The organism is Terasakiella sp., assembly GCF_048267425.1.
Taxonomy (GTDB): domain Bacteria; phylum Pseudomonadota; class Alphaproteobacteria; order Rhodospirillales; family Terasakiellaceae; genus Terasakiella.
The window spans coordinates 1-13,298 of sequence record NZ_JBLWXN010000007.1; the positions used below are offsets into that span (position 1 = coordinate 1).

Consider the following 13,298-nt stretch of genomic DNA (forward strand, 5'->3'; position numbering starts at 1 on the left):
CCCGGAACGTTCTGTCCATACCATGAAATGATGAAGTTGCCGTTGCTCAGCTTGGTCAACTCATACGGCATTTGTTGGCTGGTCGGGTTTTGTGTAACGTCCAGTTCAGGCGTTGTTGCATTGCCATCACTGTCGAAGTAGCGCAGCTTGATTGGGCTGACGCTGGAACTGTCGGTTGTGTGCCACACCGCTGCGAAGCCACCGTTATCCAACCCAACGACTTGGGCCATGCTTTGCGAATTATAGGTGCTGCTATTCAGCGTAAACTCTTCACTAATGACGCCACCGAATTGATCTAGGAATCTTGCAGACACCCCGTCTCCGCTTGTATCGTCAGGATTACCAGCACTTTCCCAGGTTACGATAAATCGACCATCGGCGAGTTCTGCAATATCAGGGGCAACCTGCATACTTGCGGACAACTGAAATTGGTTAATTGTGAATTGTTCTGCTACAGGCTGTCCGTTTGCATCGTATCGGCGGGCAACCACGTTTTGGATTTTCGAGGTATAAATTAAAACATCCTCGCCCCAAACGGCAAGAAAACCGCCATCGGAGAGTGCAGTGACTGTAAGGTTGCTTTGGTCAAAGCCTGCCCCAGCGTTAAACTGGATGTTTCCCCCAATTGGTGTGCCGTCAGCATTGAGCAATTGCCCCATAACGCTGCTTGCGCTTGTTTCGCTTGCGCCTGTCCAGGTTGCCAACATACGACCATCATTTAATTGAATGATTTTGCCGTTGCGTTGGTTGCCCGATGTGTAGGCGTTGAGCGTACTTTCGGAAGTAATTTCTGCATCGCTATTTTGTAAAGTAATCACTGGCGCGTCATTGTTGCCTAGGACCGTAATTGCCGCAGTTTTTGAAATGGTATCAATGCCGTCGCTAACACTATAGGTGAATTCCAGAGTCTCTGTCTCGCCAATATCTAATGCCTCGAAGGATTTGAAGGGGTCAAAAACAAAGGTGCCATCAGCATTTATGGAGAGAAAGCCTTTTGCGGGTGCTTCAACAAGGGAAAAAGTTAAAGTGTCTCCATCAATGTCTGTCGCACTTAAAGTGCCGCTGACAGAGGAATCTTCTAGGGCGGTAAAATCATTCACCGACACTATTGGAGCGTCATTTGCGCCCGTTACAGTGATTGTTACAGTTTGGGTAACAGTTGCAATGCCATCACTCACACTGTAGCTGAAAGTTAAGATCTCAGTTTCACCTTCAGCCAAACTCTCAAATGCGCCTTGAGGATTATAGCTATAAGAGCCATCGTCGTTGATTAAGAGTGTTCCTTTTGTAGGTGCATCTGTGAGTGCAAAACTTAATGCATCGCCGTCCAAGTCTATTGCCGACAATACACCGTTTATGGCAAAATCTTCGGCAACATCAAGGTTGTCGGTTTGCGTCTGTGGAGCCGTGTTTTCTGCAGGAACAGTATGTATGTCAATGCTTTTCCAATTGGAATTTGCAGCAGATCCAGCCCCATCGTTTACACGGACTGATATGGTTCTCACGCCATCAATCAGACTGCGAACCCGAATGGACTGAATAGCGGCTTTGTATTCTTCGATTGATGCAATGCCGGTTAAATACAATGTTCCTGTTTCGCTAACAAAATTCTGAGAAATCGACGTCGCATTGGACAAAGCGAGAGTCAAGGTATCTTCTCCCACTTCATATGCACCAGTAATTACGATTTCAGCTGAATGCAATTGAGTGCTATCAATATCCGAGATATTGAAGGTTAGCTTGGTTGAAATATATTCTTTTGTTATTGTTAAATTCAGGTTCAAATGATCGCTGATAGTTATTAAAGTTCCGTCTTTGGTAATTAATGCATCCGAAATGGAGCTGGTGTCACTTCTTGGCCCAAGGTTTAAGACTTCTGGTGTGCCTGTTGCTTGTCCCTGGTCGTCGTAGCGTTGAAGCCTGAAGAGGATATCGTCCCCCTGAAGTTGGTTGAAATAAGTGGTAAAACCATTATCTGGATGTGCTAGGATATATCCGCCGTCATACTGTTGGGCGGGGCTTATTGGGTTCCCGTAACTATCCAGAACTTGGATATAGCTATGACTCCTGAGGGAGAGGTCCATGTATTCAAGCCATGAAGCCAATATATTACCGTTCGCCAGCTTTGTTAATTGGAGGTCCGAGATCCCGATGCCATTTTGCGCAAAGATTTCGCGAGCTGCAAATGTCGGCTCCAAATTGGGATTGTAGATTTGCAGGAACGATTTGTAACCGTTATTGTCAACGGTATCATCGTAACCACTTGTTGAAATTAACAAATTCCCATTTGCGAGTTCTACGACTTCTGAAGATAGGGAGGTCCTGAAACCCGTATTGGTAAGCGCAGTATCAGATGTAAGTGCAGTGCCCAAATCATCAAATATCTGCATATGTGCAGCATCTGAATTACTTCGCCAGGACAGGGCAATTTTGTTATCACTCAGCAAAGTGATTTCAGGGTCAACATATTTTATAACGCTAGGATCAAGATAATCCGTATCGGTTAGCCAGAACTCCCCAGTCAAGGGTGTGCCATCGTCAGAGAAGGTTCGAGCATAAAACGCTGACTGATTGGCATCTTGCCAAATTGCCATCCAACGGCCATCAGGGAATACCACTACTCGGGCATTACGTTGAGATCCGGCCAAGGTTTCTGAAAGCAAAGAAAGTTCCTTAACTGTATTTCCGTCGCTATCAATAATTTTGAATTTCACGTCATCGGCGTTTTCTTGCGGTAAATTGCCACTTGATACAATGACAACGTTGCCGTTGGAAAGTTCAGCAATTTCGGAATGCTTAACATAATTTTCATCAAACAAAATTGTCGTGTTGTCTGCGCTGACATCTTGGTTAAATGGGACTATTTCTATTATGGGGGCATCGTTTTGTCCTGCAATGACGATGTGTGCCTCAACATCGCGAAAGGCTCCAAATTCATCAGTAACTCTGTATGTGAAAGTTAGAGTTTGGCTATCTCCTTCCGCGAGTGACTCAAAAGCATTTAGCGGATTATATTCAAAGCTACCGTCTGAATTGATTGTTAATTCGCCACTTTCAGGTACTGCAACCAGAGAAAAGGTGTAAGAGTTACCTTCTGGGTCAACAGCTTCAAGTATGCCACTTACAGTCAAGTCTTCATTTGCAGAAATTTCGGTGGTGGTTCCAATAGGGGCTTGATTAATGCCCCATGGTAACTTGATGTCGTAAACCCTATCATCAAATTGTAGCCACTCAATATCGCGCAAAATGTCACTGCCGTTATTGCCCGTGACTAAATAGGTGCCGTCGCTATTTTCACTGATTGTATAGTCGGTGTGTAGGCCGCTAAATAAGGCTGTGTCATTGCCGCTGCCGCCCATCAACACATCATCACCGGCGTTGCCGATCAAGGTGTCATCGCCTCGGCCACCAGATAGTGTGTTGCTAAGTTCGTTACCAATCAACGTGTCGTCGCCGTCGCCGCTAGTGATGTTTTCGATTACCGTGCCAGCGGATAACAAAACGTATCGGCCGTCAATTGTGCTCACAGCGCCCGCGTTTAGATCAATCGTTGAATTTGAGAGCACCGCAGCGGCATTGATGGTGTCATTGCCGCCATCCGTATCGCCCAGAATGGTGCGTTCGGCATTTGCGAAGTCGGAAAATTCTTTGGTGTAGACGTAGATATCGTCGTCGGTTGCGTCGCCATATAGGTTCAGGTCGATTGCAGACAGATCAATCGCAGAGGTTCCTGTATTCTCGAAAGTCACCGTCCAGTCGCCATAGGCGTCTTCGCCCCAATGATGGGTCGAGGTAAAACCCCAATCAAGTCCGTTGAGATCAGTATTGGCGTTTTGTGCCAGTATACTGGTTGTGCCATCAGGCGACGTCAACGAAATGGTGAGTGTGTTTAAGAAATAGCTAACGCTACTCATGATTGTGTTAAGTTCGATTTGGTCGATATCCAGATGTATGCCGACGGACAAGGTTATTGTACTGATCGCACCCGCAGCAAGACTTTGCGCTGTGCCACTGACACTTGCTATTTCTTCGTTATGAGCCGTGTTTTGCATCGTCCAGCTTTCAGCCAGACGTACAGCTGTATAGGCATCAACAAGGCCAAAGCCGACGTCGTGACTGACATGCATGCCGCCGCCGTTCCAGTTGCCAGCACCGTTTTCGGTCCATTCGGGATTGCTGGCTTTGGTTTGACGGGCAGACAGGGCCAGAATTTCCTGAACATCGCGATAGCCAAGCAAGGGATTGGCCTCATACATGAGCGCGATGATGCCTGTAACCATGGGGGCCGCAGCAGAGGTGCCACCGAATGAAGCTGTGTAATCTTCCGCAGCATAGCCCTCAGTCCCGGTTCTATCCGTCGTGTAAATACTATCACTGGGCGCGCTCACCAGCACAGCCGCACCAGGTGTGCTGTAAAAGGCCGATGTGCCGTTATGTGTAATCCCGCCAACGGTAATAGTATAGCGTGAGTTTTGAAGACCATGATTGTTGACGTTGTCGCCCGTTTGTTTTGAGTTCCCTGCGGAAAAGACGATTGAAGTCCCCAGACCATCCCGTCCCGTTTCCACCGTATTCTGTAAGGCGACACCGACAGGAAGAAACAAGCCGCCATCCAACTTGTCATAATAAGAAGAGCTCATTGACCAGCTGTTATTCATCACATCAAAATTGGCGGCGTGATTGAAACTGTTTACCAAGTCTCGAATAGTCAGGTAGTTGATGTCTAGGCGGATCCCGGCGATGGTGCTGTCATAGGCGACACCAACTCCGCCAACCCCGTTATCATCGGCGGCGATAATTCCGGCGACAGAGGTGCCGTGTCGATCACCTGTCTCGGCCATGGCATCATCATCGTTCGTTGTCGTTCCTGAGACGTCGAGATCCAGCGTGGTATCATAATTGGCTACCAAATCCTTATGGGTGTATTCGACGCCATCATCAAGAATGGCGATCTTTACGCCAGCGCCTGTGTAGTCGTTCCAGACATCCTCGACATTAATGTCAATGTTGGTTGTTGTATTTTTCAGGTGCCACTGCAGGAATAGACTTGAGTCATTCGGGATATAGGTTGGTTCGGCAGAGAAACGGGTAAAGACAGAATCATCATTGAGCGCGAGTTGATGTAATAATCCCTCAAGTTTTGACGCACTTGTACGTAAGTTTCCTTTGCCCGAATTGCGTTTTTTTTTGGTCTTTTCTTTTTCAATGCGGTCGCTTTTATCGTATGCCTTTTCAGGAATGATCGCGCCAGTTTCAATAGCACTAATCCAATTTGTGTTGCTACCCCACATAACACTTCTCCCTCAACTAGGCATTGGATTTTGCCGTTTTGACGAGAGTTTAGACTCTTTGAGTTGGTTTTGAAAGTGATTACGATCACATAATTGATTATTTTCTACTTATAAGGGATGTTTGCCTTATAAGTGACTAGTAAAGTATTAGGACCGTTTTGCAATTATTATGAATTACACATATGTGTCCTTAGGAGTGAAATTAATTAATAAAAACAAATTATTATCAGTAAGTTAAACCGTTCCATAACCTGAAGTGCGCAAAGCGTGACGATGCTCGCGTTTTGTCTATAGTTCGGCCGAAGGCAACGGCGCAGAGAGCGAAGCGAACGCGTACGATAAATCTCACCCAAAAAACCAAATTAGCTTTGGCACAAACAGGTGACTATCAAGTGCCATATTTTAGCATCACTGATATCCCTGATATGGGTATGATTGATGGGTTAATGAAGTTTCAACAAAACAAGGGCCCAACAGAAGCAGCGCTTGGTGAGACTTTGGCAAATCAAGGCATCATTAACGATGATTTGTTGGCTGCGGCAAAACCTAAATCCAAACCATATATGGTTTAATAATAATATTCCACAAAGGAAAATGGGATGGGTGGTAGGGCAGGAGGGACTTGAACCCCCGACCAGACCGTTATGAGCGGTCGGCTCTAACCAACTGAGCTACTGCCCCTTACCAAAGACAAGTGGCGTGAATTTAAAGGAAACTCACGCCACGTCAAGTCTTAGAAGGACGATTTTTATCGTTTAATAATCTAGGAAGCTGCGCAGTTTGCGTGAGCGGCTTGGGTGCTTAAGCTTACGCAGGGCTTTGGCTTCAATTTGTCGGATACGTTCCCGTGTAACGGAGAACTGTTGGCCGACTTCTTCCAAGGTATGATCCGTGTTCATCCCGATACCGAAACGCATGCGCAAGACACGTTCTTCACGCGGTGTCAGTGAGGACAGGACACGTGTTGTTGTATTCCGCAGGTTGGACTGAATAGCCGCATCCAACGGTTGAACGGCGTTTTTATCTTCGATGAAATCACCCAGGTGACTATCTTCCTCGTCCCCGATGGGGGTTTCAAGAGAGATCGGCTCTTTGGCAATCTTCAAAACCTTGCGAACTTTTTCCTGTGGCATGGACAGCTTTTCGGCCAGTTCTTCCGGTGTGGGTTCGCGACCGATTTCATGCAACATTTGGCGCGATGTGCGCACAAGTTTGTTGATGGTTTCGATCATATGAACCGGAATACGGATGGTACGGGCCTGATCGGCGATAGAGCGGGTAATCGCCTGACGGATCCACCATGTGGCATAGGTTGAAAACTTATAACCGCGACGGTATTCAAATTTATCGACGGCTTTCATCAAGCCAATGTTGCCTTCCTGAATAAGATCGAGGAATTGCAAGCCGCGGTTGGTGTATTTTTTAGCAATGGAAATAACCAGTCGCAAGTTGGCTTCGATCATTTCCTTTTTGGCACGGTTGGCTTCACGTTCACCTTTTTGAACGGTGGAAACGATACGGCGGTATTCTTGAATCGGTAGGCCAACTTCACCAGCAACTTGTGTCATACGATCACGCAGTTGAACAATTTCTTCGTGATGGCGTTCTGCAAACCGCTGCCAGCCTTTAGCCGGCAGTTCAGAAACGCGTTCCAGCCAGTTGGGATCAAGCTCATGGCCGTAGTGTTGTTTGAGGAAGTCTGCACGTGAAACACGACAGCCTGTCGCCAAACGTAACAGCCGACCTTCGCAGTTCATCAAGGCTTTATTGAGACCGTAAAGGTGATCCATCAGTTCTTCAATACGGCTGTTGTTCAGGTGAACACCTTCCATCAATTCCACGAGTTCGTGACGCAATTTTTCAATGCGACGTTCAATTGTAGAAGAGACTTTTTCACCTTTCCCTAACGTGCTGAGGCGTTGTTCCTGAGCCTTATGCATCTTGTCGTAAGTCTTGGCGATTTTTTCGAATGTCTCGACAACTTGTGGCAAGATTTGCTCTTCCATAGCGGCGAGAGAGACATTGTTTTCGTCCCCGTTTTCGTCGTTATTGGAATCGTCATCGCTGCCTTCACCTTCTTCGCTGTTTTCGTCGTCTTCCTCGTCGGAAAGATCGTCGTCATCAGAGCCGGCATCAACGCCTTCGGGGGCTTCGATTTCAGGTTCGTCGTCGTCGTCCGTATCGTCACTGTTGTCGATATCTGCCGTTAGGCTCTCGGTGTCAGCGACGTCGGCATCGACGTCTTCAGCAGCAGCGACTTCTTCGGTATTGGGGCCACCGCCATATGTGGTTTCCAGATCAATAATATCGCGCAGGAGAATGTCACCGTTAATCAGCGCATCGTGCCATTCGATGATGGAGCGGATTGTGATCGGGCTTTCGCAAATGCCGCCGATCATCATTTCGCGACCAGCTTCGATCCGCTTGGCGATAGAAATTTCGCCTTCGCGTGATAAAAGTTCGACGCTGCCCATTTCGCGCAGATACATACGCACCGGATCATCTGTACGCCCGGTGTCGTTTTCGTCGATATTTCCTGATTTTTCGTCTTCTTCTTCCGCCGGGGTATCTTCATCGACTTCTTCATTATCGACGACATTAATCCCCATCTCGGACAAAGCGGACATGGTATCTTCAATTTGCTCAGACGACATCTTGTCTGGTGGCAGAGCGGTATTCAACTCATCATATGTGATGAAGCCGCGCTCTTTGCCTTTGGCGAGCATTTTTTTAACGGCGGCGCCGAGGGAATCAAGAAGTGGGCCGTCACCGCCTTCTTCTTGTTTGGTTTTTGCTTCGGTAGTATTTGCAGCTTTCGCAGACATGCGATTCCCCGTGAAACTCAATAAATTTTAAAATCCAACGCTCTCTTATAAATAAGTAAGAAGTGGAGACTCCTTAGGTAAGATGCGCGACAAATATGTAAAGAGCGTTAATCAAACAAATCTTCTTCATTTAGCTTGTAAGAACCGTTTTGTGCCTCGGTTTCGTCGGTATCAACCTTACCCATCAGTTTTTGCAAAGCCTGAAATTGACTTAGAACCTGTGGGCTCATTTCTTCCTTTAGGCGACGTTTCAGTTCTTTGAACTCCGCAGCCAGGTCGCGTTCCTGCATATATAGCCGGTAGGCGTCTTCCCATCCGCGAAGGACATCTTCAATGGGGCGATCAGGATGCAAAAAAGTCTCATGCCCAATAAACCTTCCGCCATTCGGAGCGTGAAATTTACCAAGTAGATCGTCTAGTGGTTCTGAAAACCCATTTTTTCTGAGGAGACTTTGAAGCATGCGTGAATCAAGGCCTAAATCCCCATCGACGGTCTTTAAAACTTCCTGACGAAGTTTGTCAAGCGAATCGCTTTGGAAAATCAACAGCCCTAAACGTTCGCCAACCTCATCCATAACGTGTGGATGAAGAATAACGGCGGCAATAAGCAAGGACTCCCGCCATTTTTGTGCGTCTATTTTTGTATTTAAGCTGCTTTTTGCTTCCAAATGCGTGTGGTGATTTTTTTCAACATTTTTCCAATCGCGGCGTTTTTGGAAAGAGTTTGTGTCTTTTTTAGCGCGAATTTCTTTCCACATCCGGTCTTTAAGAGCCGAAATAAAATGGTTCCGTACCGATTCGTCCTGAATTTGGAAGGCATGTTTTTTTAAATTATCATCTAAAACAGCACGATCTTCCGCGGTTTCCAGATTTATGCCTTCTACACAGGTTCGCCACAAAAGTTCGGATAAGGGAATGGCGCTGTCCAGGACGCTTTGCATGGCGGCGCGGCCTTCGTTCTGGATCAGGCTATCGGGATCTTCACCCGCAGGAAGGTGGACGAAATGTAAGGAATATCCCGCTTTTAGGTGGGGCAGGGCGCGTTCGGCACCGCGCAGGGCGGCGCGTTGTCCCGCCGCATCGCCATCGAAGCAAAGCAGTGGGGTTTTACTCATTTTCCACAAAAGCTGTATTTGTTCTTCGGTTAAGGCTGTTCCCAAGGGGGCAACCGCATTGGGAAAACCGCCTTGGGCCAACGCGATGACATCCATATAGCCTTCGGTCACAATGATTTTATTTTTTTTGTAGGCTTCTTCGCGGGCCTGAGCCAAGCCGTAAAGAATGGTCCCTTTGTGAAACAGTGGGGTATCGGGGGAGTTTAAATATTTTGGTTTACCATCGCCCAGAATACGTCCGCCAAAGGCAATGACCTTGCCGCGTCGGTCTGTAATGGGGAACATGACACGTTCGCGAAAGCGTTCATAGGCTTTTCGATTTGGATCGTCGGGTTGAATAAGCAGACCGGCTTCAATCATCAAGCTTTCTTCGATGCCTTGGCGTGTTAACGCTGCTTTTAATCCGCCGGGGACGTTTGGTGAATAGCCGAGTCGAAAATGTTTGATGGTTTCTTCGCTGAGCCCGCGTTCCCGAAAATAGGAAAGGCCGATGCTCCCTTCCGGCATACGGAGCATTTTTTCATAATAGGCACAAGCAGCTTCCATCACGTCGTAAAGGGTGTTGCGCCGTTCTACCCGTTCGCGCTGTTCGGGCGTGTCTTGGGGGACCTCCATGCCGGCTTGAACCGCCAGTCGTTCGACCGCCTCGGGGAAGTTTAACCCTTCGGTATTCATTAGAAAGTCGAGCGCACTCCCGTGGGCACCACAGCCAAAGCAGTGGTAAAACCCTTTGTCGTCATTGACGGTGAAGGAAGGTGACTTTTCGTTATGGAACGGACAGAGGCCGGAATGTTCGCGCCCTTTTTTGATAAGCTTGACCCGTTTGCCGACAATCTCGGAAACGGAGATGCGGTTTCTTAGTTCGTCAAGAAATCCGGGGGGGATGGCCATCTTATTCTATTGTCCGTCCTTTTAAATATGCGAAGGGCTGTATGCTTTTCACATAGAACGACCCCTTATATTTGAGAAGGGGCCGTTTTCAAAATGCACGTTGTTTAGGCGAGGCGCTCTTTAATAATTGCGCTGGCTTTGCCAAAATCCATTTGCCCGGCATAGCGATCACGCAAGGCTTTCATGGTTGCGCCCATGTCTTTTAAGTTGGTTGCCCCCAATTCGGTAATGATTTCATCAACCACTTTTGCGATTTCGTCTTCATTCAATTGCTTGGGAAGGAAGCCTTCGATAATGGTGATTTCAGCAGCTTCTTGTTCTGCCAGTTCGAGACGACCACCATTTTCATACATGGTGATACTGTCGCGCCGTTGCTTAATCATGGATTGCAACATAGCGAGGATTTCGTCTTCACCGACCCCGTCTGGTTTATCCTGAGTCCGGGCCGCAATGTCGCGGTCCTTCAGGGCGGCCATAATAAGGCGCAGGGTGGAAACTTTATGCGTGTTTTTAGCTATCATCGCCTCTTTTAAGGCGGATTTAATCTGCTCGCGAAGCATGACCTTGATATCTCTTGTTTTCAGGGAAGCAAGAAACTTATCGCAATTCATTGGAAAAAGCAATAAATTACTTTTTTGTAAGCTATTGAAAAATAACAATAAATTTTATTTTAGACTTCCCCTTGACGCCAGTGTAAGATTTCTTTATCAACGCGCCAATTTGCCTATGCGCTGATGCACAGCCATTTGGGCAAGACTCGATTTAAATAGCTCTTTGTAGATGAAGGACACGTCGATATGTCGCAGACACAAGCGCCCGTCGCGCCTATGCCGCCTAAAGCCCGTCCCCAGGATGCCAATGCCGCGCTGGTATTGACAGATGGAACCGTTTTCTGGGGGAAAGGTGTTGGTGTGGAAGGTGTCGCCATCGGCGAAGTTTGCTTTAACACCTCCATCACCGGCTATCAGGAAATTATGACTGACCCGTCTTATGCCGGGCAGATTATCACGTTTACCTTCCCGCATATCGGGAATGTGGGCACGAATGCCGAAGATATTGAAACAGCCAAACCGGCAGCACGCGGTTGTATTTTGCGGGCTGATATTACGGAACCGGCCAACTTCCGCGCAGCCGAACATTTTGATGCTTGGATGAAAGCCTCCAATCTGGTTGGGATCAGTGGGGTGGATACCCGTCGTTTGACACGTCATATCCGCGATAACGGCGCACCGGGCGGGACGATTATTCACTTGCCTGTTGGACAGGATATTGATCTGGACGCGTTGAACACCATGTCCAATTCCTTCCCCGGTCTGGAAGGGATGGATCTGGCGAAAGATGTCATGTGCAACACGGCTTATGAATGGGACGAAAGCGTCTGGAAACTGGGCGAAGGATACGGCAAACAGGCCGATCCGAAATTCCATGTTGTTGCCGTTGATTTCGGTGCCAAGCGCAATATTCTGCGCTGTCTCGCAGCCGCAGGCTGTCGCGTGACGGTGGTTCCGGGCAATACATCCGGTGATGATATTCTCGCCTACAACCCGGATGGGGTGTTTTTATCCAATGGTCCGGGCGATCCGGCAGCAACAGGTGAATATGCCGTCCCGATGATCCAGAAGGTGATGGACAGTGGCAAGCCGTTGTTTGGCATTTGTCTGGGACACCAGATGACTTGCCTTGCCCTTGGTGCGAAGACGTACAAAATGCATTTGGGCCATCGCGGCGGCAACCATCCGGTAAAAGATCTGGACACCGACAAGGTGGAAATTACCTCACAGAACCACGGCTTTGTGGTGGATGAGGAAACCTTGCCGAAAAACGTGCGAGTCACCCACCGTTCCCTGTTTGATAAAACGATTGAAGGGATTGCGCTGGATGATAAGCCGGTCTTTTCCGTGCAGCACCACCCCGAAGCTTCGCCGGGGCCGCAGGATAGCCACTATTTATTCGACCGTTTTGTCGAAATGATGGGTAAGGCGAAATAATTCCATGTCTCTTTCACCTTTCGCAACCAAACTGCTTGACGCACTGGCACAGGATGACCAGTTGCCGGGTGGGGTGTTTCGAAATGTGGAAGAAATTTGTGATGAATTTTTGGTAAGCTTTTCCGATGTGAGCGAGCTTGCCGACTGGCTCGAAGAACTCTGCGATGCTGGTGCGGTTATTTTGGAAGACCATGAACTCCACGTCGCCCCGACGCCTCCGTTCATGGCCTCCATAACCTTGCACGGGTTGGATCTGGCTGGGTATTTAGGGAGGTAGCGGGGTGGTTAGTATAATTAATAAACATAATAAATCTTGGATTGTGGGAGATTATGCTGAAGCTATATTGTTGAAACAAATCGAAAGGGATGCATTTCTCGGTCAATTTAGCAAGAAAACACGGATTTATACGTCAGATCATTTTTATCATGCACTCAATAAAACAGTGTTTGATGACGAAGGTAATGAAAAATATTATACGCTACTTACCTTAAAAGAATGGAATAATGCATTTGAACGTCTTGTTTCAAAAGGAATTATCGGTGCAATTCGTACTCCGCATGCTAAGACAAGGTATAATGCTAATTTTGAATCAGCTACAGCAGCATTAAATGAAGAATATGAGAATAGACATTCGATAGCATCTTTGTGGAAATTGCTTGGAGATAGCTGGCTGTGGGAATCTGTTGGAGAATGTCGCAGTGGTATGAAGGAATCTCTTCCAGCATCTGATAGAACAGTTTCCTTAGACCATAATAGCCTTGCATATGAAGAAGCTGTTGAAGCGATTGATACGATTTATAAAGAGGTAAAAGAGGCGAACGATATAGATATTACTTCTGAAGAACGTGAACAGCATTTAGCGGAGCTTGAAGCCTCTAAGAAGGTATTAGAAGCTCCCCAAGCTTCTATAAACGTGTTGATTGATTTTGTTTTAAGAGTTGTGAAGTATATAGCTGATCATTTTGGGAAAGCTGCGTTAGGTGAGCTCGCCAAGAAAGTAATTGCTTATATCACTTCTTTAACTTAACAGCGTCATTCCCGCGAAAGCGGGAATCCCGTTTGGGATGGCGATGGAGATATTTCTGGATCCCCGCTTTCGCGGGGATGACAGGGTGAGAATGGATGTCATTTTTTGCTGTACTGGCAGAGGTGATATGCGATGTAAAGTATGGTGTCTGGATTATCTG

Annotated in this window: 8 protein-coding genes and 1 tRNA gene; 4 read left to right on the forward strand and 5 right to left on the reverse strand. The window is 47.3% G+C overall.

The window, feature by feature from the left end; translation table 11 throughout:
- Positions 1–5,291 (reverse strand): S8 family serine peptidase (locus ACN0VA_RS11635; protein WP_417821320.1); only part of this gene is annotated, 5,291 nt, incomplete at its 3' end.
- A gap of 392 nt (positions 5,292–5,683) precedes the next feature.
- On the opposite strand from ACN0VA_RS11635, the gene ACN0VA_RS11640 reads away from it, so the two are divergent.
- Complete coding sequence (locus tag ACN0VA_RS11640) at positions 5,684–5,863, forward strand: hypothetical protein (RefSeq protein ID WP_417821321.1); 180 nt, start codon at positions 5,684–5,686, stop codon at positions 5,861–5,863.
- Between the two features lie 32 nt (positions 5,864–5,895).
- Here the strand turns inward: ACN0VA_RS11640 and ACN0VA_RS11645 are convergent.
- From ACN0VA_RS11645 to ACN0VA_RS11660, 4 genes are all read right to left on the reverse strand, one after another.
- Positions 5,896–5,972: transfer RNA gene (locus ACN0VA_RS11645), tRNA-Ile, on the reverse strand.
- Between the two features lie 74 nt (positions 5,973–6,046).
- A complete protein-coding gene (gene rpoD / locus ACN0VA_RS11650; RefSeq protein WP_417821322.1) occupies positions 6,047–8,116 on the reverse strand; it encodes an RNA polymerase sigma factor RpoD in 2,070 nt (689 codons plus the stop codon).
- A 107-nt stretch (positions 8,117–8,223) separates the two neighbouring features.
- On the reverse strand, positions 8,224–10,122 hold the full coding sequence (dnaG, locus tag ACN0VA_RS11655) for a DNA primase (protein ID WP_417821323.1): 1,899 nt from the start codon (positions 10,120–10,122) through the stop codon (positions 8,224–8,226).
- A gap of 104 nt (positions 10,123–10,226) precedes the next feature.
- Positions 10,227–10,682 (reverse strand): GatB/YqeY domain-containing protein, encoded by a 456-nt coding sequence (locus tag ACN0VA_RS11660; RefSeq protein ID WP_417821324.1) that lies wholly within the window; start codon positions 10,680–10,682, stop codon positions 10,227–10,229.
- Between the two features lie 237 nt (positions 10,683–10,919).
- On the opposite strand from ACN0VA_RS11660, the gene carA reads away from it, so the two are divergent.
- From carA to ACN0VA_RS11675, 3 genes are read left to right on the forward strand one after another with little or no spacing between them, the layout of a single operon-like run.
- Entirely contained in the window at positions 10,920–12,110 is a 1,191-nt protein-coding gene (gene carA / locus ACN0VA_RS11665) for a glutamine-hydrolyzing carbamoyl-phosphate synthase small subunit (protein ID WP_417821325.1), read from the forward strand.
- A gap of 4 nt (positions 12,111–12,114) precedes the next feature.
- Positions 12,115–12,387 carry a hypothetical protein gene (locus ACN0VA_RS11670; RefSeq protein ID WP_417821326.1) on the forward strand — a complete coding sequence of 91 codons (273 nt, stop codon included), beginning with the start codon at positions 12,115–12,117 and terminating at the stop codon, positions 12,385–12,387.
- 4 nt (positions 12,388–12,391) lie between these two features.
- Positions 12,392–13,138, forward strand: coding sequence for a hypothetical protein (locus ACN0VA_RS11675; RefSeq protein WP_417821327.1), 747 nt, complete (start codon positions 12,392–12,394; stop codon positions 13,136–13,138).
- Positions 13,139–13,298 lie beyond the last annotated feature (160 nt).